We start from the raw sequence: 23,702 nt of genomic DNA, 5'->3' as shown, positions 1-23,702 counted from the left end.
GCGCCGCTACTCGCCCTTCAGCACGCGGATCGCGTCGGGGACCGTCACGCGACCGTCATAAAGCGCGCGGCCGACGATGGCGCCGACGATGCCGAACTCCTCGGTGGGCTTCAGCTCGCGCAGGTCGTCGAGCGAGCTGACGCCGCCCGAGGCGATGACCGGCGTGGTGAGATGCTGGGCGAGGGTGATCGTGGCGTCGACATTGACGCCGCCCATGGCGCCGTCGCGGTCGATGTCGGTGTAGATGATGGCCGCGACTCCGGCATCCTCGAAGCGCAGCGCGAGGTCGAGCGCCCGCACCGTGCTCTGCCGGGTCCAGCCGTCGACCGCGACGATGCCGTCGCGGGCGTCGATGCCGACCGCGATGCGGCCCGGCCACTGCTTGCAGGCGGCCTTCACCAGGCCCGGCTCCTTGACCGCGATGGTGCCGAGGATCACCCGCTTCACGCCGGCCTCGAACCACTGCGCGATACTCTCGATGGTGCGGATGCCGCCGCCGAGCTGGGTCGGCACGTCGACCTCCTGCAGGATGCTCTCGACCGCCGCGCGGTTGACCGGATGGCCCTCGACCGCGCCGTTGAGGTCGACCAGATGCAGCCATTCGCAGCCGGCATTGGTGAAGGCCTTGGCCTGGGCGGCCGGGCTGTCGTTGAACACCGTGGCACGCTGCATGTCGCCGCGGAGAAGGCGCACGCACTTGCCGTCCTTGAGGTCGATCGCGGGAAATAGAATCATGGCGGCCGGGGTTTAGCGCGGGTCGCCCGGCGACGCCACCCCGCGGGGCCGAGCGTCGCAGTGCCACGACTGATGAGGCGGTGGGACGTGTGTCGCAAACCGGAACTGGCTATAGTTTTTTCATGACCCGCTTTACCCCCGAACTTCTCGCCGCCGACCTGGCCGATCTCACCGCCATCCGCCGCGACATCCATCGCCATCCCGAGACCGCCTTCGAAGAGGTGCGGACGGCCCAGATCGTGGCCGACAAGCTCACCGCCTGGGGCCTCAAAGTCCATCGCGGCCTCGCCACGACCGGCGTCGTTGGCACCCTGAAGGGCAACCGGCCGGGCCAGAAGACGATCGGCCTGCGCGCCGACATGGATGCGCTGCACCTGCAGGAGAAGAACGGGTTCGACTACGCCTCGTCCATTCCCAACAAGATGCATGCCTGCGGCCATGACGGTCACACGACGATGCTGCTGGGCGCGGCCAAGCAGCTCGCGGCGGCGCCCGACTTCGCCGGCACCGTCCACTTCATCTTCCAGCCTGCCGAGGAAGGCCTCGGTGGCGCGCGCGTGATGATCGAGGAAGGCCTGTTCGAGAAGTTCCCCTGCGACGTGGTCTACGGCATGCACAACATGCCGGGCTTCCCGGTCGGCCACTTCGCCATCCGGACCGGCGCCATGCTGGCGTCGTCCGACAGCTGGGAAGTCGTGTTCAAGGGCACCGGCGGCCACGGCGCCATGCCCGATCGCGGCACCGATCCGACCTTCGTGGCGGGCCAGTTCATCGTGGCAGTGCAGGGCATCGTCGGCCGCAACGTGCCGCCCAGCCAGGCGGCGGTGCTGAGCGTCGGCCATATCGCGGCCGGCACGCCGGGTTCGCCCAACGTCATCCCGTCGGAAGTGCTGATCCGCGGCACCGCGCGCAGCTTCTCGGCCGACGTGCGCAATCTCCTGGAGAAGCGTCTGGCCGAGGTCGCGACGGGCATCGCGCAGGCCGGCGGCTGCGAGGCCGTCTGCAAGTACCACCGCCGCTATCCGGCGCTGGTGAACGCCGCCGACCAGACCTCGATCGCCGTTGAAGCGGCGGCGATGACGGTGGGCCGCGAACATGTGGAGGCGAATACGTCGCCGATCGCCGGCGCCGAGGACTTCGCCTTCATGCTGGAGAAGAAGCCCGGCGCCTACATCATGATCGGCAATGGCGGCACGGGCGAGGGCGGCTGCCAGAACGTGCATTCGCCGCTCTACGACTTCAACGACCAGATCCTGACGACCGGCGCGGCCTACTGGATGAACCTCGTCCAGCTCGAGCTGGGCGACGCCGCCTAGTTCCGATCAGCCGTGGTGGTACCACCCGGCATCGGTCTGGTCCCAGGTCAGTCCGTCCTGGACGTGCACGACGACATGAGCGTCGGCGCCGAAATCATAGACGGCGGCGCTCTCGTGCATCGCGACGGGCTCCTCGCTCGCCGGCAGCATCACGCCGTCGGACAGGTCGCTGAGCACGACCAGCGCATCCTCGCCGAGCGACGGCAGGGCGTCGGCCGCAGCGCCGGCAATGCCGTCGACGAACACCTCGCCCGGCTCGCCGAACAACCGGTCGAGCGGCGCGCCATGGGAAACGGCGTCAAGGCCGGCTTCCGCCCAGCGCGAGGCGGGCGTGGCGTAGATCGGCAGGTCGCTGCGGTCGAATTCGACGAGATCGGTGCCGACGACGAAAAGGGCGTCGGCCGAGCTCTCGGAGGGGCCCGAATGGCTCATGGAAAAGTCTTTCGTACTTAAGAATTCAAATAATGCTTCAAATGTAGCCGACAAGCTCTTGAGAATAAAGAAGGAACATCCGGCCCGCGGAATTTCTCTTCGTTCCAGAGGCTTGGGTAAACGGCGCGACTGGCCTAGGGTGCCGCCGATTTGAATTTTCAGGGTTTTGGGGGAGTCGATGAACGGAGCTGAAAGTCTGGTCCGCACCTTGGTCAAGGGCGGCGTCGAGGTCTGTTTCGCCAATCCCGGGACCTCGGAAATGCACTTCGTCGGGGCGCTGGACAGGGTCGAGGGCATGCGCTGCGTGCTCGGCCTGTTCGAGGGCGTCTGTTCGGGCGCGGCCGACGGCTATTACCGCATGACCGACAAGCCGGCCTCGACCCTGCTGCATCTCGGTCCGGGCCTCGCCAATGCGGCGGCCAACCTGCACAACGCCAAGAAGGCGGGCTCCGGTGTCGTCAACATCGTGGGCGAGCACGCGCTCTATCACATCAAGTACGATACGCCGCTGACCGCCGACATCGAGGGCATCGCGCGTCCCTTCTCCCATTGGGTGAAGACCTCGCCGACTTCCAAGACGGTGGCGGGCGACGGCGCGCTGGCCATCCAGGCCGCCAACGTGGCGCCGGGCCAGATCGCCACCCTGATCCTGCCGGCCGACACGGCCTGGGGCGAAGCCGAGGGCGTGGCCGAGACGCCCGCCGCCCCGGCGCCGTCCAAGCCTTCCAGCGAGACGGTCGTTGCGGCCGCCAAGGCGCTCAAGATGCCGGGCGCCATGCTGTTCATCGGCGGCCGTGCGCTGCGCGCCCGTGGCCTCGAGCTGGCCGGCAAGATCGCCGCCAAGACGGGCTGCAAGGTGCAGGGCGCCGGCGGCACGGCGCGCATCGAGCGCGGCGCGGGTCGCATCCCGGTGCTGCGCCTGCACTTCGTGGTCGAGAACGCGCTGGCCCAGCTCAAGGGCACCAAGCAGATGGTGCTGTGCGGCGCCAAGGCGCCGTTCGCCTTCTTCGCCTATCCCGGCAAGCCGTCGGTCCTGTCGCCCGACGATTGCGAGATCTCGACGCTTTGCCCGGTCGAGGGCGATCCGATCGGCTCGCTCGAGGCGCTGGCGATGGAACTCGATGCGATGAACGTGAAGCCAGAGGGCGTTGCCCAGCCGAGCCGTCCGGAGCGTCCGACCGGCAAGTTCACGCTCGACGGCCTCGGCCAGGCGCTCGGCGCGACGATGCCCGAAGGCGCCATCGTGGTCGACGAGTCGGTGACGACGGGCCGCGGCTTCTTCCCGTTCAGCGCCGGCGCTCCGCCGCACGACTGGCTGAACAACATGGGCGGCTCGATCGGCTTCGGCGCTCCCGTCGCCGTCGGCGCGGCCGTCGCCTGCCCGGATCGCAAGGTCATCTGCATGATCGGCGACGGCTCGTCGATGTACACGATCCAGTCGCTGTGGACGATGGCGCGCGAGAATCTCGACGTTTGCGTGATGATCTTCTCGAACCGCTCCTACAACATCCTCTACAGCCAGCTCGCCGATGTCGGTGCGGCCAATCCCGGCCCGCGCGCCATCGACATGCTGACGCTGGACCGGCCGACCCTGCAGTTCACCGATCTCGCCAAGGGCATGGGCGTGGCCGCCGGCAAGGCGACCAACCTGGAGGAGCTGACCAAGCAGCTCACCTACGCCATGTCGAATAAGGGCCCGTACCTCATCGACGTGATCATGTAGGGCGGTCGAGACTCAGTAATCATGGAAGAAGCCCGCCGACGCACGCTGCATGGCCGTCGACGGGGCAAGAAACTGCGAGTCGGGCAGCAGTCGCTGCTCGACACGCTGCTGCCTCGCCTCGAAGTCGCCCTGCCGGCCGAACCCATCGTCACGCCCGATAACGAGGTCGCCGAGAGCGCCGCGAAGATCGATCTCGCGCGTCTTTTCGGCGGCACGCTGCCGCCGGACGGCGTGTGGCTGGAGGTCGGCTTCGGCGCCGGCGAGCATCTCGTCTGGCAGGCCGAGCAGCATCCGAATGTCGGGCTGATCGGCTGCGAGCCCTACATCAACGGCGTCGCCAAGTGCCTGGCGCACATCCAGCGCACCGGCGTGTCGAACGTGCGCCTCTTCACCGACGATGCCCGCTTCGTGATGCAGACGCTGCCGCCGCAGTCGCTGTCGCGCGCCTTCGTGTTGTTCCCCGACCCCTGGCCCAAGACGCGCCACCACAAGCGCCGCTTCGTGCAACGCGCCAACCTCGACGTGCTGGCCCGCCTGATGAAGCCGGGCGCCGAACTGCGCGTGGCGACCGACGATCCGAGTTACCTGCCCTGGATGGTCGAACATGCCTGCCGCCATCCCGACTTCGAATGGCTGGCCGAAAGCCCGGCCGACTGGCGCGGCCGTCCCGAGGACTGGCCCGAGACACGCTACGAAAAGAAGATGCTGGCCGGCCACAAGCCGGTCTTCCTGAGGTTGAGACGGCGCTAGGAAACGGAAAGGTCCCTTCGTCCGGGATGACAATTTTCGGGGATCTGCGCAGTGCGCCCGATGCAAAAAATGATGTCATCCCGAACGAAGTGAGGGACCTTTGCAGCACTATATGTAGAGGGTACCTCTGATCCCCCCATAGAGGGTGCCGGAATCCCTTGCCAGTGGGCGGTCGGAAGCCTATATGCGCGGCATCCTCATCGGGTTCACGGGATGAACCAAAGAAAAAGAGTGGGCCGAAAACCCGCTCTTTTCATTTGGCGCCAGCCCAGCCGCCCAAAACGTCGAGAAGTGCCCACCGCGTGACCGATCTGCTGCGTCGAATCGAAGACATCGTTGCCCCGACGATCGTCGGCATGGGCTTCGAGGTCGTTCGCGTCGCCCTGAGCAAGGGCGGCACCCTGCAGATCATGATCGAGCCCGCCGACGGACGGTCCCTGGACGTCGAGGATTGCGCGACCGTATCGCGCGCCGTCTCGGCCGTGCTGGACGTCGAGGACCCGATCACCGAAGCCTATACGCTGGAAGTGAGCTCGCCCGGCATCGACCGGCCACTCACCCGGCCCAAGGACTATGCGCGCTGGGCGGGTCACATCGCCCGCCTCGAGACCTCGCTCCCGGTCGAGGGACGGCGGCGCTTCAAGGGAACGCTGCTCGGCCTGGACGACGGGCTGGTGCGGCTGCGCCTCGACGACGGCAAGGAAGCCGTGGTGCCGCTCGAGGTGGTCACCCGCGCCAAGCTCGAATTGACCGACCGCCTGATCGAGGAACACCGCCTCGCCGCCGAAGGCGCGGCCGGGCAGACCCACTGAACGACTGGCTAAAGAAGAGGGAAGAGACATGGCGACGACAGCCGATATCCCGCGCCTCGAGATGCTGCAGGTGGCCGACATGGTCGCCCGCGAGAAGGGCATCGAACGCGAGGAAGTGCTCGAGGCGATGGAACAGGCCATCCAGAAGTCCGGCCGCGCCAAGTACGGGCTGGAGCACGACATCCGCGCCGAGATCGACCGCAAGACCGGCGAGATCAAGCTGCTGCGCTACATGCAGGTCTCCGACCTGATCGAGAACGAAAACACCCAGGTGTCGGTGGCCGACGCCCAGCGCCGCAATCCCGAGGCGCAGGTCGGCGACTTCCTGACCGACGAGCTGCCGCCGATCGACTTCGGCCGCGTCGCCGCCCAGACCGCCAAGCAGGTCATCACGCAGCGCATGCGTGAGAGCGAGCGCAAGCGCCAGTACGAGGAATTCAAGGACCGCATCGGCGAGATCGTGTCGGGCGTGGTCAAGAGGGTCGACTACGGCAACATCACCGTCGACCTGCAGCGCGCCGAGGGCGTGATCCGCCGCGACGAGACGATCCCGCGCGAATCGCTCCGCGTAAACGACCGCGTGCGCGCCTACATCTTCGACGTGCGCGAGGAGCCGCGCGGCCCGCAGATCTTCCTGTCGCGCAGCCATCCGCAGTTCATGGCCAAGCTGTTCACGCAGGAAGTGCCCGAGATCTACGACAACATCATCGAGATCAAGGCCGTCGCCCGCGATCCCGGCAGCCGCGCCAAGATCGCGGTGCTGAGCCACGACAGCTCGATCGACCCGATCGGCGCCTGCGTCGGCATGCGCGGCAGCCGCGTCCAGGCCGTCGTGCAGGAGCTGCAGGGCGAGAAGGTCGACATCATTCCGTGGTCGAACGACACGGCGAACTTCATCGTCAACGCGCTGGCGCCGGCCGAGGTCAGCAAGGTGCTGATGGACGAGGAGAAGAACAAGACCGAGGTCGTGGTGCCCGACGATCAGCTCAGCCTCGCGATCGGCCGCCGCGGCCAGAACGTGAAGCTCGCCTCCCAGCTCACCGGCTGGGAAATCGACATCATGACCGAGAGCGAGGAGAGCGAGCGCCGCCAGAAGGACACGCGCGAGCGCACCGAGCTCTTCAAGGCCACGCTCGATGTCGATGACGTGATCGCTCATCTGCTGGTCGCCGAGGGCTATGCCACGGTCGAGGACGTTTCGGAGTCGGCGGTCGAGGACCTGGCCACGGTCGAGGGCTTCGACGAGGAGATCGCCACCGAGCTGCAGCGCCGCGGCCGCGAGTATCTCGAGAAGCGCGATGCCGAGCTGGCCGAGCGCCTGGCCTCGCTGGGCGTCGCCGAAGAGGTGGCCAATGCCGAGGGCCTGACCCTGCCGATGGTGGTGGCGCTGGGCGAGGCGGGCGTGAAGACGCTCGACGACCTGGCCGACCTCGCTTCCGACGAGCTGCGCGAGATCGTGGGCGAGAGCACCATGGATAACGACGCCGCCAACGCCATCATCATGAAGGCGCGCGAGCATTGGTTCGCCGACGAGGCCGCTCCGGCCGACGACGCGGCCAAGGCCTGACGGAGAAGACGCCCTTGGACCTTGCCTTCGACATGACGGAACCCCATCTCACGGTCCCCCCCGCCGGCCCGATGCGCACCTGCATCGCGACCGGCGAGGAAGGCGCGCCGGAGAAGATGATCCGGTTCGTCGTCGGTCCGGAGGGCGAGGTCGTGCCCGATCTGGCGCGACAACTGCCGGGACGCGGCATGTGGGTGCGGGCCGAGCGTGCGGCGCTCGAACGGGCGGTCGAGAAGAAGCTTTTCTCCAGAGCTGCACGCCAGCCGGTGAAGGCCTCGGCGGAACTCGTGGACCGGGTCGAGCGGCTGCTTCTCGAGAGAGCCCTGGCCGATCTCGGCCGGGCGCGTCGCGCAGGGCGTGCGGTTGCGGGCTATGTGAAGGTCGAGCAGATGATCGGCCGGCATCAGGTTGGACTTCTCGTCGTCGCCGAGGATGCCGACGGCGACGGACTGCAGAAGCTGCGCGCGACGGGCCTGCCGATCGAACGGTTGGGCGATGCGGCGGCGCTGGGCGGAATCTTCGGCCGCGAGCAGGCGGTCTACGTGGCGATTGCGCGCGATGATGCGGGCGGCGCCTTCATTGAACGAATTTCTGTCGGGGCTGCGCGCTGGCGTGGGTTCCGATCGAACGGCGCCGGTTGACGGGCCGGTGCGGACCAAGGACAACAGCCGACATGACGGAACAGAACGAACAGAACAAGACGACCAAGCCGCTGACCCTCTCGACCTCGCGCACGGGCGCGGCGGCGAAGGCAGACGCGACGCAGGTGCGCCAGAAGTTTTCGCACGGGCGTACGCGCGCGGTAACGGTCGAGGTCAAGAAGCCGGTGAAGCGGCCCACGACGGGACCCACGGCAACGGCCGCGCCCGCCCCTGTGGCGCCCGCGCCGGCGCCTGAGCCGCCGAAGCCTGCTGCCGCTCCCGCGGCGCCTCCCGGCCGCACGCTGAACCTGCGTAGCGGCGGAAGCGGCGCGCCCACGTCGGCTCCCAACCGGGGTTCGGCACCGGCCCCTGGCCGCGGCCCGGCACCGGCCCCTGGCCGTTCTTCGGGGCCTGTTCGCCCCGGCACGCCCGGCGGTCGTGGCATCGTGCTGCGCACCCTGACCGAGGAAGAGAAGGAAGCGCGCGCCCGCGCCCTGGTCGACGCCAACCGCGACGCCGAAGTCGCGCGCAAGCGCGCCGCCGAGGAAGCGAGCCGCCGCGCCATCGAGGAAGAGGCTCGCGCCAAGGCCGACGAGGAACATCGCAAGCGCCTCGCCGAGGAAGAAGCGCGCAAGAAGGCCGAGGAAGAGGTCAAGCGCAAGGCCGACGCGCTCGTCCAGAAGCGCCTTGACCAGGCCTCCACGGCCGCGCCGGAAACCCCGGCTGCTCGCCAAGCCCAGGAAATCGTTGCCCGCCCGCCGCCGCCGCCCGCCGCTCCGGCGGCCGCGGCTCCGGCTGCACCGATCCGCCGTCCGGCCCCCTCTCCTGCAAGCCGCCCGCCGCCGCGGCTGCCGGTCGTCGTCAAGCGCCCGCCGCAGACGCCGGGCGCGCGTCGCGAAGCGCCCAAGCGCCGCAACGACAAGGTCGACGTCGGTCGCGCCGTCGCGGGCGAGAACGATTTCCGCAGCCGGTCGGTGGCGCAGCAGCGCCGCCGCCTGGAGCGCGAGCGTCGGCAGCAGTTCGGCAGCGAGCCGCAGCAGAAGGTCTATCGCGAAGTCACGATCCCCGAATCGATCACGGTTCAGGAACTCGCGGCGCGCATGTCGGAGCGCGGTGCCGACGTCATCAAGACGTTGATGCGCATGGGCGTGATGTCGACCATCAACCAGGCGATCGACGCCGACACGGCCGAACTGGTGGTGACCGAGATGGGTCACCGGTTCAAGCGCGTCACCGAAGGCGACGTCGAGACCGGCCTGGCCGACGACGTCGATGCGGATGAGACCCTGCTGCCGCGTCCGCCGGTGGTCACGATCATGGGCCATGTCGATCACGGCAAGACCTCGCTGCTCGACGCGTTGCGCGCCACCGACGTGGCCGCGCACGAGGCCGGCGGCATCACCCAGCATATCGGTGCCTATCAGGTGACCCTGCCGTCGGAGCAGAAGATCACCTTCCTCGACACGCCGGGCCACGAGGCGTTCACCGCCATGCGCGCCCGCGGCGCCAAGGTGACGGACATCGTCGTGCTGGTGGTGGCCGGCGACGACGGCGTCATGCCGCAGACCAAGGAAGCGATCGCCCACGCCAAGGCGGCGGGCGTCCCGATCATCGTGGCCATCAACAAGATGGACAAGCCGGGCGCCGAAGCGAGCCGTGTCCAGAACGAGCTGCTGCGCGAGGAGATCCAGGTCGAAGCGCTGGGCGGCGACGTCCAGTCGATCGAGGTCTCAGCGACCAAGCGGATGAACCTCGACAAGCTCGAAGAGGCCATCCTGCTGCAGGCCGAAGTGCTCGAGCTCAAGGCCAATCCCGACCGCGCCGCCGACGGTGTCGTGATCGAAGCCAAGCTCGATCCGGGCCGCGGCTCGGTCGCTACGGTGCTAGTCCAGCGCGGAACGCTGAAGGTCGGCGACATTCTCGTCGCCGGTGCGGTGTGGGGCCGCGTGCGTCGCCTCGTCGACGACCATGGTCAGGCCGTGGAGCATGCCGGTCCGGCCTTCCCGGTCGAGGTTCTGGGTCTCGCCGGCACGCCGCAGGCGGGCGACGAGTTCCATGTGGTCGACAGCGAAGCGCGTGCGCGCGAGATCTCCGACTTCCGCGCCCGTCGCGATCGCCAGCTCGAGCTCGCTCGCGCTGCGGGTGGCCGCGGCACCCTTGAGGAGATGATCAAGGGCATCCGCGAGGGCACGGCCAAGGAACTACCGGTGCTGATCAAGGCGGACGTGCAGGGCTCGGCGGAAGCGCTGGCCGGTGCGCTGTCGCGCCTCGGCACCGAGAAGGTCATCACGCGCGTCGTCTACAGCGGCGTCGGCGGCATCAGCGAGGCCGACATGACGCTGGCCAAGGCGTCGGGCGCGCTGATCATCGGCTTCAACGTGCGTGCGAACCCGCAGGCCCGCGAGATCGCCAAGCGCGACAAGGTCGACATCCGCTACTACAGCATCATCTACAAGGTCACCGAGGACATGCAGGCCCTGATGGTCGGCCTCCTCGATCCGACCTACAAGGAGACGCTGGTCGGCAACGCGCAGATCCGTGAAGTCTTCAAGGTCACCAAGGCCGGCAACGTCGCGGGCTGCATGGTCACCGACGGCAAGGTCACGCGTGGCAACAAGGTTCGCCTGTTGCGCGACAATATCGTGATCCACGAGGGCACGCTGAAGACGCTCCGCCGCTTCAAGGACGAAGTGAAGGAAGTGCAGCACGGCTTCGAGTGCGGCATGGCCTTCGAGAACTACGAAGACATCAAGGTCGGCGACATCATCGAGTGCTTCGACGTCGAGCAGGTCCAGCCGACGTTGTAACGACCGACTTTGCCTCCCCCGTCAGCGGGGGAGGCAAGAGATAAAGGAAAACACCATGTCGCGGCGTCGCTCGTCCGACAAAGAACATCGTGCCCCCGGCCAGCGTCAGCTCCGGGTCGGCGAGGAGATTCGCCATCTGCTGGCCGAGCTTCTCGAGCGCGGCAACATGCGCGATCCCGACCTGCGCGATGCCACGATCACCGTGACGTCGGTCGACATCAGCCCCGACCTGCGCAACGCCACGGCTTACGTCATGCCGCTGGGCGGCGAGGACAAGGATCGGCTGCTCGCCGCGCTGCGCCGGGCGGCGCCGTGGTTCCGCGGCCGGGTCAGCGAGAAGGCGGGCCTGCGCAGCGCGCCGGAGATCCGCTTCGACATCGACCGCACCTTCGACGAGGCCGACAAGATCGGCGCGCTGCTGCGCCGGCCCGATGTCGCGCGCGACATCAAGGACGACGATTGAGGTAATACTCGTCGCGCGGAAAGAAATCCGTGTTGGGCGAGGGCGCCGGCACGGTCTTGCCATCGTTCAGCACCTCGATCTTCTTGTCCTCGAACCATTTGGACAATTCGGCCTTGTCGATCCGCGCCGCCGCCAGATGCGCGGCCACCTCGGGTCGCGCCATCAGAGTGGCGATCTTCTCGCGGCTGTAGGGGATCGGCCGATCGCTGCCCAGCATCGCCGGATGGACCATCGTGACGTAGGGGAAGACCGAGCGGAAGGTCGCGACCGCACGCTCGGTCGGCGCCCACTGCACGTAGATGCCGCCCGGCGTCAGCTTGGTCCGCACCTGCTCGAAGAATTCGCGGCTATTCAGCAGGCCCGACAGCGCGGTCTTGGGCAGGATCGCATCGGCCTCGATCACGTCGTAGCGCACCGGGTCGAGCGCCAGCGAATGGCGGCCGTCGGCCACCGTCACGTCGAAGCGCTTGCTCGACAGGAGTTCGTCGACGCCCGACTTGCCGCCGCCTGCGGTGTAGGTCTTCAGCGTCTCGATCACCGGCGTCACGATCTCGATCACCTTCACCTTTTCGGTCGCGGGATTGAGGCCCGCTGCGTAGGGCGTGCCGCCGGTGCCCGAGCCGATCACCAGCACGCGCCGGGGCGCTTCGTGGGTCAGCGGGCCGATGGCGCCGAGATAGGCGTGCACGGTGTCGAAGGGCAGGCGGCTTTGCGAATGGCCCTGGATGTACAGCCGGCCGTCATCATTGCCTGACATCTTGAGCAGGCTGAGGCCGGTCTTGTCCTCGGCCACGATCGCCTTCTCGGTCGTGAGACCGTGCAGGCGCCGCCAGAAGGCCTCGCCGCCCGGGAAGAAGAGCAGCCCGGCCACCAGCACCGCAGCCGGCAGGTAGGCCCAGCGCGTCGCGCGCGGTCCGGCGAATTGCAGGACGGCAAAGGCGAGGCCGATCGCGACCAGCAGCTTCAGGGTGCCGGCCGTGCCCGCAAGGTCGAGCAGCAGCAGGCCGGCGACCAGGCTGCCCATGCTGTTGCCGACGATGTTGGCGAGCTGCACGAAGCCGACCCGGCTGCCGAGGCGATCGAGATCGCGCTGCACGGCCTTCTGCACCACCGGGAACGAGAAGCCCATGATGAACGAGGCCGGCAGCACGACGACCGCGAGCAGCAACACGATCAGCGCCGGGTTGGCGGTGTTCGGTCCCATGATGTCGCGGTCGACGAAGGTGTCGGGCAGGATCCCGGCGCCGATGCCGAGATAGACGAACCATGCGCCGGCCAGGGCCAGCGCTGTCGCGATGCCCTGCATCAGGAAGAAGAAGCGGCGCGGGTCGGCGATGCGGTCGATGACCCGTGCGCCGACCATCAGGCCGGCCGCGTCGCCCAGCAGGAACACCGTCAGCACCAGCGAGAAACTGTAGCCGTTCGATTGCAGCAGCACGCCGATCAGCCGGTACCAGACGATCTGCAGCGCCACGATCAGGAAGCCGCTGATGAAGACCAGCAGCGACCAGCGCCACACGACGCCGTCCGCCGTTTCGGACGTCGCGGCTTTCTTCGCCGGACCGGCTTCTGCCATGTCGAGTCCGCGCGCCAGCAGCAGGCCGCCTGCCGCCACGACGAGATTGATCAGCGCGCCGAGATAGACCGCCTTGTCGAAGCCCACCGTGCCGATCAGGTACCAGCCGCCGAAGAAGGCGCCGACGCCTGCGCCCAAGGTGTTGAGACCATAGAGCCAGCCGATGAGCTGCGCCGAGCCCGCGATCTGGCTGACGATCGCCTTGGACAGGAACGGCAGCGAGCAGCCCATCAGGAAGGTCGGCCACAGCAGGCCGGCAAAGACGATGGCGAAGATCACGCCCCGCGATTCCGCGAGCGGCAGCAGCCCGCGATAGATCACGTCGTAGTAGAGCCACGGGCTCAGCACCGCGAAGACCGCGATGCCGACCTCGCAGATCGCGAAGGCGATCAGCGCGGCGCGGCGCGACAGGCGGTCGGCGTAGAGGCCGGCGGCGAGGCTGCCGATGCCCAGGCCCAGCAGGAAGGCGCCTACCACGAGTGCGGCAGCGATCGTGTCGGCGCCGGCGAACAGGCCGAGCAGTCGATGCCACGCCGTCTGGTAGATGAGGGCTGCCGCTCCCGAGAGGAAGAACAATCCAAATAGTGTCGTCTGCCGGACGCGATCCGACTGCAGCCCAAGTGTCATGATTGCAGCCTGCCTGAAGCGACGGCTGGCGCGCAACGCCTGGTCGGCTTAAACGAGCGCGATGGAATTCAAGAATCAGAGGAGCGCGCCACTCCAGTGGCGCATCTTCGGCGGCTCTTCCGAGCGCCACTGGAGTGGCGCGCTCCCATGAGCCGTCGGAAAAAGGGCGAGAAGGTCGACGGGTGGATCGTGCTCGACAAGCCGGTCGGGCTGGGCTCGACGCCGGCCGTGAGTCGCGTGCGGCGGCTGTTCGGGGCGCAGAAGGCGGGGCATGGCGGCACGCTCGATCCGCTGGCCAGCGGGATCCTGCCGATCGCGCTCGGTGAGGCGACCAAGACCGTGCCCTTCATCATGGACGCGCGGAAGGAATACCGCTTCACGCTGTATTTCGGCGAAGCCCGCTCGACCGAGGATGCCGAGGGCGAGATCACCGCGACCAGCGATGTCCGGCCCGCGGATGCCGCCATCGAAGCGGCGCTGCCCGGCTTCGTTGGCGAGATCGAACAGCGGCCGCCGGCCTTCTCGGCGCTGAAAATCGACGGCAAGCGGGCCTACGATCTGGCCCGCGCCGGCGAGTCAGTCGAACTGAAATTACGCCAGGTGGTCATCGAGCGGCTGGAGATGCTCGGCCGGCCGGACGCGGACCACGCAGATTTCGTGGTCCAGTGCGGCAAGGGCACCTATATCCGGTCGCTCGGGCGCGATCTCGCGCTGGCGCTCGGGACCGTCGGACACCTGTCGGCACTGCGCCGGACGGTTGTGGGACCCTTCCGCGAAGAAGGGTCCATTTCGCTTTCCAAACTGGAGGCCCTCGGGCATATTTCCGCGCTCTTCGGGGCCTTGGCTCCCGTTGCGACCGCGCTGGACGACATCCCGGCGCTGGCCATGACGGAAGCCCAAGCGGATCGGTTGCGCCAAGGCCAGCCTGTTCTCTTGACCCGGGACGCACCGCCGTCCGGCGCACTTGTACGCGCGGAGGTCGGCAGCAGGCTCGTGGCGCTGGTCCGTTCGGACGGTGCCGCTCTCCAGCCGGTGCGCGTGTTCAACCTTTAGTTTTCAGGAGATGACCGATGTCGATTACAGCCGACCGCAAGGCGGAGCTGATCAAGACGTATGCCCAGGCCGAAGGCGACACGGGTTCGCCGGAAGTCCAGGTCGCGATCCTCAGCGAGCGTATTTCCAACCTTACCGAGCACTTCAAGGGCCACGCGAAGGACCATCATTCGCGCCGCGGTCTGCTGAAGCTCGTCGGCCAGCGCCGTCGACTGCTCGACTACCTCAAGTCGCGTGACGACAAGCGTTACGCCACCTTGATCGAGCGTTTGGGTCTGCGTCGTTGATCCAACGGCCCCGTCCTTCGGACGGGGCCTTTTAGCGTCGTGTCGTGCGGTCCCCGTGAGTTCGACCGTCTGACGCGACATCGCAGTAACCGGGAAGGCAGGGGCGAGAGCAAACGCCTGGCCCGGTCCTGTCGGCGCAAGGGCGCCGATGGGCGGTCGCAGCCAAACGGGGGCAGGCGACCGTGATGGAAAGGATGAATGAGATGTTTGAAGTTTTTCGCAAGGAAGTTGACTGGGCCGGGCGCAAGCTCGTGCTCGAGACCGGCAAGATCGCGCGCCAGGCCGACGGCGCCGTCATGGCGAGCTACGGCGGTACCACGGTGCTGGCCGCCGTCGTGTTCGAGAAGAAGCCGAAGCCCGGCCTCGATTTCTTCCCGCTGACCGTGAACTACCAGGAGAAGGCTTTCGCTGCGGGCAAGATCCCCGGCGGCTTCTTCAAGCGTGAGGGCCGTCCCAGCGAGAAGGAAATCCTCACCTCGCGCCTGATCGACCGCCCGATCCGCCCGCTGTTCCACGAGAGCTATCGCAACGAGACGCTGGTCGTCGTCACGACGCTGGCCCACGATCTCGAGAACGATCCCGACATCCTGGCGATGGTCGCCACGTCGGCCGCCCTCACGATCTCGGGCGTGCCCTTCATGGGCCCGATCGGCGCGGCGCGCGTTGGCTACATCGACGGCCAGTACGTCGTGAACCCGACCAAGGTGCAGCTCGAGACGAGCACGCTCGATCTCGTCGTCGCCGGCACCAAGGAAGGCGTGCTGATGGTCGAGTCGGAAGCCAAGGAGCTGTCCGAGGACGTCATGCTGGGCGCCGTCATGGAGGCCCATCGCTCGTTCCAGCCGGTGATCGACGCGATCATCCAGCTCGCCGAGCATTGCGCCAAGGAGCCGCTGCCGCTCACCGATCCGTCGGAAGCGTCGAAGACCGTGGCCGCCAAGCTCAAGTCCGAGATGCACGGCAAGCTGGTCGAGGCCTTCGCCGAGACCCAGAAGCAGGCTCGCCAGGCCAAGATCGGCGCGGTGAAGACCGAGGCCAAGAAGCTGTTCGAAGGCGACGAGGCCGCCCTGGCCGCGTTCGGCGAGCAGTTCGGCAACCTCGAGGCTGACGTCGTTCGCACCGCCATCCTTGACACCGGCAAGCGCATCGACGGCCGCGACACCAAGACCGTCCGTCCGATCGTGGCCGAGGTCGGCATCCTGCCGCGCGCCCATGGCTCGTCGCTGTTCACCCGCGGCGAGACGCAGGCTTTGGTCGTCGCCACGCTGGGCACCGGCCAGGACGAGCAGATCATCGACGCGCTCGAGGGCGAGTACCGCGAGCACTTCATGCTGCACTACAACTTCCCTCCGTACTCGGTCGGTGAAGTCCGCCGCATGGGTTCGCCCGGCCGCCGCGAGATCGGCCACGGAAAGCTCGCCTTCCGCGCGCTGCGTCCGATGCTGCCGTCGAAGGAGAAGTTCCCGTACACGATCCGCATCGTGTCGGAGATCACCGAGTCGAACGGCTCCTCGTCGATGGCCTCGGTCTGCGGCGGCTCGCTGTCGCTGATGGATGCCGGCGTGCCGATGGAGCGTCCGGTGGCCGGTATCGCCATGGGCCTGATCAAGGAAGGCGAGCGCTTCGCCGTCCTGTCGGACATCCTGGGCGACGAGGATCACCTCGGCGACATGGACTTCAAGGTCGCCGGCACCGAGAAGGGCATCACCTCGCTGCAGATGGACATCAAGATCACCTCGATCACCGAGGAGATCATGAAGGTGGCACTCGGCCAGGCGAAGGACGGCCGCATCCACATCCTGGGCGAGATGGCCAAGGGTCTGGGCGGCGCGCGTGAGGGCGTCAGCTCGAACGCGCCGCGCATCACGCAGTTCACGATCCCCAAGGACAAGATCCGCGAAGTCATCGGTACGGGCGGCAAGGTGATCCGCGAGATCACCGAGCAGACCGGCACCAAGATCGACATCGAGGACGACGGCACGATCAAGGTCGCGGCGGTCGACGCCAAGGCCGGCCAGCGCGCCATCGACTGGATCAAGGGCATCGTGGCCGAGCCGGAAGTCGGCGTGATCTACACCGGCAAGGTCGTGAAGACCGTCGAGTTCGGCGCCTTCGTGAACTTCCTCGGTGCGCGCGACGGCCTCGTGCACATCTCGGAACTGGCGCCGCGCCGCGTCGCCAAGGTGAACGACGTCGTCAAGGAAGGCGACCAGGTCAAGGTCAAGGTCCTGGGCGTCGACGACCGCGGCAAGGTCCGCCTTTCCATGAAGGTGGTCGACCAGGAGACCGGTGAGGACATCTCGAACAAGCCGGTCGAAGCGGCTCCCGCCGCCGGCGAGTAACACCTCTACCGATCGGTAACGAAACGGCGGCCCACGGGCCGCCGTTTTTGTTTGTCTCGAATTTTGACAAAATCGATCTATGTTAAATTCAGTGCCTTCCAAAGGCCCCGATGAAGCATGATTTTCTCATTTTCATTGAACGACGAATGACGATTGCGATATCGGAAGGTGTAGTAAGTACTGCCGCCCGGCCGGTTCTGAATATTGCCTACGGCGCTACATTCAAACAGAGCCTTCATAATCTCAAATATGCGTTCCGACGTTAAAGGCTTCGATGCCTTTGCTGCCGCTTCTACGAGTTCTTTTAATCTAAAGTCCCGTTTTCTTAGCGTTCCCAATTCATGGATGAGCGTCGCTATTTCTTCCGGCGTAGCATAGCCACTCAGTTCGTCCTGAATCTCCGGCAAGAAATACTTCTTAGAGTATTCTCTCAATCCGTTTTTGATTTGACTTGAACTTATACGGCCACCTGTCGCGAACTCTTGAATGTGCGCAAGCAAACGCAGAAAATCTCTAGGAATATGCCTCGTCATATCGAGGAGATAGCGAGGCGTTTCCGTATTCTCAATTTTCGGAGAGAAGAAAGTCTCAAGGACATGAACTCCGGGGCCAAGGCTTCGAGCAGTTCGTAATTGAGCTAGTTGTACGAGAAGCGAATTCTCAGGTTCGCGTGGGTCGTGATACCAATCCAACTCAACTGCATAATCTTGGCGGATTTTGTTCTTGTTAGCGCCTGGGATTCTCTCAAAGAGGTCAGTTCGGCAGAGAAGAATAATTTTTGCTGGAACACTGTTTTGCTTAAAGAGTCGATTCAATCGGCTTACTTCGAACACCAATGCCGACAGGGATCTGAACTGAACTTCACGCGAAGTTAGAATATCATCCAAGCCATCAATCACTAGGAAATGCTGACTGTCGCTTCTCGCCTTTTCTAGAAGTCCCTTAAGACTCTCAACGAAATCGGGTATCTCCGAGGCTGGCCGAACACTTGCTTGCGACCATTCATACTCAGCGAGCTTACCAGGCAATGCCAGCTTGAAAGTATTCTTCGCGCTTGTTCGAACAATTGCCGCGGGAGTCGATTGTGGCGACAAGCCCATGGCACGAAAGGCGGCAACTGTATCATGGATAGAGGCAAGATCGGGATGACGAAGTCCTTCATCCGACGCCAAAGACTCCAGCAAATAGATAAGTAAAATCCACGACCAAGCGGTCGGATATTTGTTTTCGGGCTCAGCATCGCCCCGGATGATCTTTGAGAATGGTGTAAACGGAAAGTCGCTTAACCCAAGCAATTTTACAAAGCGAGAGTAACTTCCCGAATTTGCGAGCTGTATTCGCTCGCCAATCATCGACTTTCCCGCGCCCTTGTAACCAAGAAAGAGGTATTTGCTCCCCTCTAGGGCTTCATGGCTCGCCTTCTTAAAATCGATGTAGCCATCAACCAAAAGGTTCGGTTCATTCTCTCGTTCGCTTTCCGCGCTCGAGAATCCGAACGAAATATCTCGAAATCCGCCTGTCATCTATTTCCTCGGCGACCACCTGCGTCGCAACTTCGCGCTGTAGGTATAGGCTACCATACAATTTGATGGCTCTATCAAGTACTGTTTGAGAGCCACCGAGCGAAGAGGACAGGCCCGCCTCAGACGCCGAATGCGCCTCGACGTATGTTGTCTTTAACTTGAAGCGCCTGTGTTCAGTATGTTCCTCTGAAGAGAATATGCTTCAAATTGCGGCCCGACTATTGCTTGGGGTGGGACCATGAAAATCACGCGACGTCTGCTGACGAACCTCCTGTGCGCGGCGCCTGTGGCGACTGCGGTCCCGGCCCAGGCCCAGGCTCCGACCCAGTCCCCGACTGACTGGCCGACGCGGCCGGTGCGGTTCCTCGTGCCCTGGCCGGCCGGCGGCCTGAACGACGTGATCGCGCGGTCGTTCAACGACAAGGTCTCGGCCTCGCTGGGCAAGACGGTGATCACCGACTTCAAGGCGGGCGCAGCCGGCCGCATCGGCGTCACCGAGATCGCCAAGGCCAAGCCCGACGGCTACACGATCGGCATGGGCAACCTGGGCCCGCTCACGATCTTCCCGTCGCTGTACAAGCAGATGCCCTACAGCGTGAAGGACGACCTGATCCCGATCACCATGTTCGCCGCCTCGCCGCTGGTGCTGGTCGTCTCGGGAGACTCGCCCATCAAGACGGTGAAGGACCTGATCGACGCGGCGAAGGCCAAGCCCGGCGTTCTCAATTACGCCTCGGTCGGGCCGGGCAGCCCCGCGCACCTTACCTTCGAAATGCTGAAGAGGCGGACCGCCAGCGACCTCCTGCATGTGCCCTTCAAGGGCACCAACGAATCGCTGCCGGCGATGTTCGCAGGCGACATCCACGCGATGTTCGACACGCTGCCGCTCGCTTTGCCGCACATCCAGGCGGGTAAACTGCGCGCGCTCGCGGTGACGACCTTGCAGCGCGTGCCGCAGCTTCCCGACGTGCCGACGCTGAAGGAGCTGTCGCTCGGCGATGACGAGGTGGTGACCTGGTACGCCGTGATCGCGCCCGCCGGTACGCCGCAGCCGATCGTCGACCGGCTCTACAAGGAATACACCGCCGCCGCCGGCACACCCGAAGTGAAGAAGATGCTGACGGATAACGGCCTGATCTACCTGCCCAACACGATGGCGCAGTTCCAGGCGCGCATCGCCGAGGAAACGGTGCGGTGGGCGCAGCTCATCAAGGAGAACAATCTCCAGCTCGACCAGTAGGTCGAGGCGACAGGGAGCGGCGCGCTACTGTTCGCCGCCGGCGCTCGGTGCGGCGCTGCCGTCGTGAGGCAGGCCGATCGCGTGGTAGCCGGAATCGACGAAGTGAACCGTGCCGGTGACGCCGGCGCTGAGATCCGACAGGTAGTAGAGCGCGGCGCCGCCGACATCCGTCAGCTCGACGTTGCGGCGCAGCGGCGCCGCGTCGCGCGACACGCGATAGACGTAGCGCGCGCCGCCGATCACCGCGCCGGCGAGGGTGCGCATTGGGCCGGGCGAGATCGCGTTCACCCTCACGCCCTGCGGGCCGAGATCGGCCGCGAGATAGCGCACGCTGGCCTCGAGCGCGGCCTTGGCCACGCCCATCACGTTGTAGGACGGCATCACCCGCGTCGAGCCTTCATAGGTCAGCGTGATCATGCTGCCGCCCTCGGTCATCAACGGCAGCGCGCGGCGTGCGATCTCGGTGAAGGAGTAGCAGGAGATGGTGAGGCTGCGCTGGAAGTTCGCCTTTGTCGTGTCGACGTAGCGGCCCTTCAGCTCGTCCTTGTCGGAGAAGGCGATGGCATGGACCACGAAATCGAGGCGGCCCCATTCCTTCTTCAAGGTCTCGAACAGCCGGTCGAGGCTCGCCTCGTCCTCGACATCGGCTTCGACGACCACGTTCGAGCCGAGCTTCTGCACCATCGGCAGCACGCGCTTGCCGAAGGCCGCACCCTGATAGGTGAAGGCCATCTCGGCGCCCGCGGCGTGCAACGCCTGGGTGATGCCCCAGGCGATCGAATGATTGTTGGCCACGCCCATGATCAGGCCGCGCTTGCCGGCCATGAGTTTAGGAACGTCAGGCAGCGACCTGGCGACAGGATCGTTGGGCATGTATCCGCCTCAGTGATCGTAGCGGGAGAACAGGAGGCAGGCGTTGGTGCCGCCGAAGCCGAAGCTGTTCGACATCACGGTCTGCAGTCCGGCCTTGTCGATGCGCTGGCGGGCGATCGGATAGCCCTCGGCGCCGGGATCGAGATTCTCGATGTTGGCCGAGGCCGCGATGAAATCTTCCTTCATCATCAGCAGCGAGTAGATCGCCTCGTGCGCACCGGTCGCGCCCTGGCTGTGGCCGGTCAGCGACTTGGTCGAGCTGACGACCGGCAATTTGTCGGGTTGGCTGTCGGCGAACACGGCGCGGATGGCGTCGAGTTCGGTGATGTCGCCGACCGGCGTCGCAGTGCCGTGGGTGTTGATGTAGTCGACCGGCGTGTTGCGCCGGGGGGCGCCCGGAAAACCCGCGAGCGCGAGCTTCATGCAGCGCAGCGCGCCTTCGCCGGACGGCGCCACCATGTCGGCACCGTCGGAGGTGGCGCCGTAGCCGATCACCTCGGCGTAGATCTTGGCGCCGCGCGCCTTGGCGGTCTCGAGCTCCTCAAGCACCACGATGCCGCCGCCGCCGGCGATGACGAAGCCGTCGCGATCCTTGTCATAGGCGCGGCTCGCCCGCTGCGGCGTGTCGTTGAACTTCGACGACATGGCGCCCATCGCGTCGAACAGCACCGAGAGCGTCCATTCAAGCTCCTCGCCACCGCCCGCGAACATGCGGTCGGCCTTGCCGAGCTGGATGGTCTCGACGGCGTTGCCGATGCAGTGGGCCGAGGTCGAGCAGGCCGAGCTGATCGAGTAGCTCGGGCCCTTGATCTTGTAGGCCGTGGCGAGGTTCGCCGAGACGGTGCTCGACATGGCGCGCGGCACCTGGAATGGGCCGACGCGCTTGGGTCCCTTCTCCTTGGTCGTGATCGCCGCCTGGACGATGGCGCCGGTGGTCGGCCCGCCCGAGCCAGCAACAAGACCGGTACGCTCGTTGGAGATCTCGGCCTCGCCGAGGCCCGCGTCCGCGATCGCTTCCTTCATGGCGAGCCAGGCATAGGCGGCGCCATTGCCCATGAAGCGCATGAGGCGCCGGTCGACCAGCTCCTCGACATTGAGCTTGAGGGTGCCGGCGACCTGGCTGCGGAAGCCGAGCTCCTTGTACTGCGGCACGAACTCGATGCCGGATTTGCCTTCCTTGAGGGACTGCGTCACCTCCGCGGCGTTGTTGCCGATCGGGGAGACGATCCCAAGACCCGTGACGACGACGCGCTTCATCAGACGGCCGCTCCGGCGGGCACCGGGTCCTTGACCAGGCCCACCTTCATGTCGATCGCCTCGTAGACGGGGTTGCCGTCGGCCGTCACGAAGCCGTCGCCGACCCCCATGACCAGGCGGCGCAGGATCAGGCGCTTCGGGTGCACGTGGTAGGTCAATTTCTTGACGGTCGGCACGATCATGCCGGTCAGCTTGACCTCGCCCACGCCGATCGCCCGGCCGCGGCCCGGGGCCTTCATCCAGCCCAGGAAGAAGCCCAGCATCTGCCAGAGCGCGTCGAGGCCCAGGCAGCCCGGCATCACCGGATCGCCCTTGAAGTGGCAGGCGAAGAACCAGAGGTCGGGCTTCACGTCCAGCTCGGCCACGATCTCGCCCTTGCCGTACTTGCCTCCGGCGGCGTCGATCTTGACGATACGGTCGAACATCAGCATCGGCGGCAGCGGCAGCTGGGCGTTCCCGGGACCGAAAAGGTTACCCTTGGCGCATTCGATCAAGTCTTCGAAAGTGTAACTGTTCTTCTGCTCGTGCTCGCTCACATTCACCGTCCCACAGGCCGCCCCGGAGGGGCTTCGGGGCCAGAATAAGGATGCCGGACGCCCGGTGCAAACCGGCCCACTCGACAAAACATGCCCTTTTCTTGTCTCTTTCACCTGCGTACATAAGATTGCAATCATGGCAGACAATAGCCCCGACTTTGCCGTCAGGCTGCGCATCGCCGGACTCCGGCCGACGCGGCAGCGGATGGCGCTTGCCCGGGTGCTGTTCGAGGGCGGTCATCGTCACGTCACGGCCGAAAGCCTGCATGCCGAGGTCAAGGCCAACCGCATGCCGGTTTCGCTGGCCACCGTCTACAACGCCCTGAACCAGTTCCGCGAGGCCGGCCTGCTGCGCGAAGTCGTCGTGGCGCCCGGGCGGTCCTATTTCGACACCAATACCGGCCATCACCACCATTTCTTCGTCGAGACCGACGGCGAACTGCACGATTTCCCGTCGGACCAGGTGACCATTGCCGGCCTGCCGGCGCCGCCCGAGGGCACCAGCGTCTCCCGAGTCGACGTGATCGTCAGGGTCCGCCGCTAACGGCGATTGCGAAGCGTTTGCAATAACTTAGAACGTTTCTAAGGTGCTTGACGCCGTCGCGCATGGCCTCCTAAATCCCTCCCGTGAGATCGGCGGATGGGCCGATCGCAAAGGGAGAAGGACCATGGCAGACCTCAAAGGATCCAAGACCGAAGACAACCTGAAGGCTGCATTCGCCGGCGAGAGCCAGGCCAATCGCCGCTACCTGTATTTCGCACAGAAGGCCGATGTCGAAGGCTACAACGACGTCGCCGTCGTGTTCCGTTCGACCGCCGAAGGCGAGACCGGCCATGCGCATGGCCATCTCGAGTTCCTCGAAGTGAGCGGCGACCCGGCCACCGGCCTGCCGATCGGCCCGACGGACAGCAACCTCAAGGCCGCGATCGCCGGCGAGACGCACGAGTACACCGATATGTACCCGGGCATGGCGCGCACGGCGCGCGAGGAAGGCTTCGCCGAAGTCGCCGACTGGTTCGAGACGCTGGCGAAGGCCGAGAAGAGCCACGCCGGCCGCTTCCAGAAGGCCCTCGACACGATGGGCTGAGCCCTCCGGGCTTTGCGAAGGGGACCCCGCGCGGGTCCCCTTTTTCGTAACCGC

General features: G+C 65.8%; 21 protein-coding genes. 14 read left to right on the top strand and 7 right to left on the bottom strand.

What is annotated here, in order from left to right; all coding sequences use genetic code 11:
- Positions 1 to 6 precede the first annotated feature (6 nt).
- Positions 7 to 735 carry a 1-(5-phosphoribosyl)-5-[(5-phosphoribosylamino)methylideneamino]imidazole-4-carboxamide isomerase gene (gene hisA / locus AC1ROX_RS03580; protein WP_493122440.1) on the bottom strand — a complete coding sequence of 243 codons (729 nt, stop codon included), beginning with the start codon at positions 733 to 735 and terminating at the stop codon, positions 7 to 9.
- Between the two features lie 122 nt (positions 736 to 857).
- Here hisA and AC1ROX_RS03575 point away from each other — a divergent pair, with 122 nt between their 5' ends.
- Positions 858 to 2,051 carry a M20 aminoacylase family protein gene (locus AC1ROX_RS03575; RefSeq protein ID WP_493122438.1) on the top strand — a complete coding sequence of 398 codons (1,194 nt, stop codon included), beginning with the start codon at positions 858 to 860 and terminating at the stop codon, positions 2,049 to 2,051.
- Positions 2,052 to 2,057: 6 nt separating this feature from the next.
- Here AC1ROX_RS03575 and AC1ROX_RS03570 read toward each other — a convergent pair whose 3' ends face one another.
- Complete coding sequence (locus AC1ROX_RS03570; RefSeq protein WP_493122436.1) at positions 2,058 to 2,483, bottom strand: hypothetical protein; 426 nt, start codon at positions 2,481 to 2,483, stop codon at positions 2,058 to 2,060.
- A 178-nt stretch (positions 2,484 to 2,661) separates the two neighbouring features.
- On the opposite strand from AC1ROX_RS03570, the gene AC1ROX_RS03565 reads away from it, so the two are divergent.
- The 7 genes from AC1ROX_RS03565 (at position 2,662) to rbfA (ending at position 11,246) form a co-directional block, all read left to right on the top strand.
- Positions 2,662 to 4,206 carry an acetolactate synthase large subunit gene (locus AC1ROX_RS03565; RefSeq protein WP_493122435.1) on the top strand — a complete coding sequence of 515 codons (1,545 nt, stop codon included), beginning with the start codon at positions 2,662 to 2,664 and terminating at the stop codon, positions 4,204 to 4,206.
- A 21-nt stretch (positions 4,207 to 4,227) separates the two neighbouring features.
- Complete coding sequence (gene trmB / locus AC1ROX_RS03560) at positions 4,228 to 4,956, top strand: tRNA (guanosine(46)-N7)-methyltransferase TrmB (protein WP_493122433.1); 729 nt, start codon at positions 4,228 to 4,230, stop codon at positions 4,954 to 4,956.
- 302 nt (positions 4,957 to 5,258) lie between these two features.
- Positions 5,259 to 5,768 (top strand): ribosome maturation factor RimP, encoded by a 510-nt coding sequence (gene rimP / locus AC1ROX_RS03555; RefSeq protein ID WP_493122431.1) that lies wholly within the window; start codon positions 5,259 to 5,261, stop codon positions 5,766 to 5,768.
- 28 nt (positions 5,769 to 5,796) lie between these two features.
- Positions 5,797 to 7,335: a transcription termination factor NusA gene (gene nusA / locus AC1ROX_RS03550; protein WP_493122429.1), complete on the top strand. Its 1,539-nt coding sequence runs from the start codon at positions 5,797 to 5,799 to the stop codon at positions 7,333 to 7,335.
- A 14-nt stretch (positions 7,336 to 7,349) separates the two neighbouring features.
- Positions 7,350 to 7,976 carry an RNA-binding protein gene (locus AC1ROX_RS03545; protein WP_493122427.1) on the top strand — a complete coding sequence of 209 codons (627 nt, stop codon included), beginning with the start codon at positions 7,350 to 7,352 and terminating at the stop codon, positions 7,974 to 7,976.
- Between the two features lie 32 nt (positions 7,977 to 8,008).
- Positions 8,009 to 10,783, top strand: a complete 2,775-nt coding sequence (infB, locus tag AC1ROX_RS03540) for a translation initiation factor IF-2 (protein WP_493122425.1) — start codon at positions 8,009 to 8,011, stop codon at positions 10,781 to 10,783.
- 55 nt (positions 10,784 to 10,838) lie between these two features.
- Positions 10,839 to 11,246: a 30S ribosome-binding factor RbfA gene (gene rbfA, locus AC1ROX_RS03535; protein WP_493122424.1), complete on the top strand. Its 408-nt coding sequence runs from the start codon at positions 10,839 to 10,841 to the stop codon at positions 11,244 to 11,246.
- On the opposite strand, the gene AC1ROX_RS03530 is transcribed toward rbfA, so the two are convergent.
- Complete coding sequence (locus AC1ROX_RS03530) at positions 11,230 to 13,449, bottom strand: spermine/spermidine synthase domain-containing protein (protein ID WP_493122422.1); 2,220 nt, start codon at positions 13,447 to 13,449, stop codon at positions 11,230 to 11,232. The genes rbfA and AC1ROX_RS03530 overlap by 17 nt on opposite strands.
- 147 nt (positions 13,450 to 13,596) lie before the next feature.
- Here AC1ROX_RS03530 and truB point away from each other — a divergent pair, with 147 nt between their 5' ends.
- The 3 genes from truB to pnp all read left to right on the top strand — a co-directional run bounded on the left by truB (position 13,597) and on the right by pnp (position 17,131).
- Positions 13,597 to 14,502 carry a tRNA pseudouridine(55) synthase TruB gene (gene truB, locus AC1ROX_RS03525; protein ID WP_493122420.1) on the top strand — a complete coding sequence of 302 codons (906 nt, stop codon included), beginning with the start codon at positions 13,597 to 13,599 and terminating at the stop codon, positions 14,500 to 14,502.
- Between the two features lie 17 nt (positions 14,503 to 14,519).
- The gene (gene rpsO, locus AC1ROX_RS03520) at positions 14,520 to 14,789 is read left to right on the top strand and encodes a 30S ribosomal protein S15 (protein WP_493122417.1); all 270 of its coding nucleotides are present in this window, start codon (positions 14,520 to 14,522) and stop codon (positions 14,787 to 14,789) included.
- A 203-nt stretch (positions 14,790 to 14,992) separates the two neighbouring features.
- Positions 14,993 to 17,131 (top strand): polyribonucleotide nucleotidyltransferase, encoded by a 2,139-nt coding sequence (gene pnp, locus AC1ROX_RS03515; RefSeq protein ID WP_493122415.1) that lies wholly within the window; start codon positions 14,993 to 14,995, stop codon positions 17,129 to 17,131.
- A 77-nt stretch (positions 17,132 to 17,208) separates the two neighbouring features.
- Here pnp and AC1ROX_RS03510 read toward each other — a convergent pair whose 3' ends face one another.
- On the bottom strand, positions 17,209 to 18,654 hold the full coding sequence (locus tag AC1ROX_RS03510; RefSeq protein ID WP_493122413.1) for a P-loop ATPase, Sll1717 family: 1,446 nt from the start codon (positions 18,652 to 18,654) through the stop codon (positions 17,209 to 17,211).
- A 238-nt stretch (positions 18,655 to 18,892) separates the two neighbouring features.
- On the opposite strand from AC1ROX_RS03510, the gene AC1ROX_RS03505 reads away from it, so the two are divergent.
- Positions 18,893 to 19,894 (top strand): Bug family tripartite tricarboxylate transporter substrate binding protein, encoded by a 1,002-nt coding sequence (locus AC1ROX_RS03505; protein ID WP_493122411.1) that lies wholly within the window; start codon positions 18,893 to 18,895, stop codon positions 19,892 to 19,894.
- A gap of 24 nt (positions 19,895 to 19,918) precedes the next feature.
- Here AC1ROX_RS03505 and AC1ROX_RS03500 read toward each other — a convergent pair whose 3' ends face one another.
- From AC1ROX_RS03500 to fabA, 3 genes are read right to left on the bottom strand one after another with little or no spacing between them, the layout of a single operon-like run.
- Entirely contained in the window at positions 19,919 to 20,767 is an 849-nt protein-coding gene (locus AC1ROX_RS03500; RefSeq protein WP_493122409.1) for an SDR family oxidoreductase, read from the bottom strand.
- Positions 20,768 to 20,776: 9 nt separating this feature from the next.
- Positions 20,777 to 22,024 carry a beta-ketoacyl-ACP synthase I gene (fabB, locus tag AC1ROX_RS03495; protein WP_493122407.1) on the bottom strand — a complete coding sequence of 416 codons (1,248 nt, stop codon included), beginning with the start codon at positions 22,022 to 22,024 and terminating at the stop codon, positions 20,777 to 20,779.
- Positions 22,024 to 22,560 (bottom strand): 3-hydroxyacyl-[acyl-carrier-protein] dehydratase FabA, encoded by a 537-nt coding sequence (gene fabA, locus AC1ROX_RS03490; protein ID WP_493122405.1) that lies wholly within the window; start codon positions 22,558 to 22,560, stop codon positions 22,024 to 22,026. The genes fabB and fabA overlap by 1 nt, the downstream gene beginning before the upstream one ends.
- Positions 22,561 to 22,696: 136 nt before the next feature.
- Here fabA and irrA point away from each other — a divergent pair, with 136 nt between their 5' ends.
- The gene (irrA, locus tag AC1ROX_RS03485; RefSeq protein WP_493122403.1) at positions 22,697 to 23,104 is read left to right on the top strand and encodes an iron response transcriptional regulator IrrA; all 408 of its coding nucleotides are present in this window, start codon (positions 22,697 to 22,699) and stop codon (positions 23,102 to 23,104) included.
- Positions 23,105 to 23,228: 124 nt separating this feature from the next.
- Positions 23,229 to 23,648, top strand: a complete 420-nt coding sequence (locus tag AC1ROX_RS03480) for a rubrerythrin family protein (protein ID WP_493122401.1) — start codon at positions 23,229 to 23,231, stop codon at positions 23,646 to 23,648.
- The last annotated feature ends 54 nt before the right edge of the window (positions 23,649 to 23,702 follow it).

The organism is Reyranella sp. GW821-FHT14A01 (assembly GCF_058803965.1).
The sequence above is the reverse complement of the archived record's forward strand: the minus strand, read 5'-3'. Positions and strand labels throughout refer to the sequence as shown.

Excerpts from the sequence above, each read along its gene's own strand:
- hisA (WP_493122440.1), bottom strand. The coding sequence starts at position 735 with ATGATTCTATTTCCCGCGATCGACCTCAAGGACGGCAAGTGCGTGCGC.
- AC1ROX_RS03575 (WP_493122438.1), top strand. The coding sequence starts at position 858 with ATGACCCGCTTTACCCCCGAACTTCTCGCCGCCGACCTGGCCGATCTC.
- AC1ROX_RS03570 (WP_493122436.1), bottom strand. The coding sequence starts at position 2,483 with ATGAGCCATTCGGGCCCCTCCGAGAGCTCGGCCGACGCCCTTTTCGTC.
- AC1ROX_RS03565 (WP_493122435.1), top strand. The coding sequence starts at position 2,662 with ATGAACGGAGCTGAAAGTCTGGTCCGCACCTTGGTCAAGGGCGGCGTC.
- trmB (WP_493122433.1), top strand. The coding sequence starts at position 4,228 with ATGGAAGAAGCCCGCCGACGCACGCTGCATGGCCGTCGACGGGGCAAG.
- nusA (WP_493122429.1), top strand. The coding sequence starts at position 5,797 with ATGGCGACGACAGCCGATATCCCGCGCCTCGAGATGCTGCAGGTGGCC.
- infB (WP_493122425.1), top strand. The coding sequence starts at position 8,009 with ATGACGGAACAGAACGAACAGAACAAGACGACCAAGCCGCTGACCCTC.
- rbfA (WP_493122424.1), top strand. The coding sequence starts at position 10,839 with ATGTCGCGGCGTCGCTCGTCCGACAAAGAACATCGTGCCCCCGGCCAG.
- AC1ROX_RS03530 (WP_493122422.1), bottom strand. The coding sequence starts at position 13,449 with ATGACACTTGGGCTGCAGTCGGATCGCGTCCGGCAGACGACACTATTT.
- truB (WP_493122420.1), top strand. The coding sequence starts at position 13,597 with ATGAGCCGTCGGAAAAAGGGCGAGAAGGTCGACGGGTGGATCGTGCTC.
- rpsO (WP_493122417.1), top strand. The coding sequence starts at position 14,520 with ATGTCGATTACAGCCGACCGCAAGGCGGAGCTGATCAAGACGTATGCC.
- pnp (WP_493122415.1), top strand. The coding sequence starts at position 14,993 with ATGTTTGAAGTTTTTCGCAAGGAAGTTGACTGGGCCGGGCGCAAGCTC.
- AC1ROX_RS03510 (WP_493122413.1), bottom strand. The coding sequence starts at position 18,654 with ATGACAGGCGGATTTCGAGATATTTCGTTCGGATTCTCGAGCGCGGAA.
- AC1ROX_RS03505 (WP_493122411.1), top strand. The coding sequence starts at position 18,893 with ATGAAAATCACGCGACGTCTGCTGACGAACCTCCTGTGCGCGGCGCCT.
- AC1ROX_RS03500 (WP_493122409.1), bottom strand. The coding sequence starts at position 20,767 with ATGCCCAACGATCCTGTCGCCAGGTCGCTGCCTGACGTTCCTAAACTC.
- fabB (WP_493122407.1), bottom strand. The coding sequence starts at position 22,024 with ATGAAGCGCGTCGTCGTCACGGGTCTTGGGATCGTCTCCCCGATCGGC.
- irrA (WP_493122403.1), top strand. The coding sequence starts at position 22,697 with ATGGCAGACAATAGCCCCGACTTTGCCGTCAGGCTGCGCATCGCCGGA.
- AC1ROX_RS03480 (WP_493122401.1), top strand. The coding sequence starts at position 23,229 with ATGGCAGACCTCAAAGGATCCAAGACCGAAGACAACCTGAAGGCTGCA.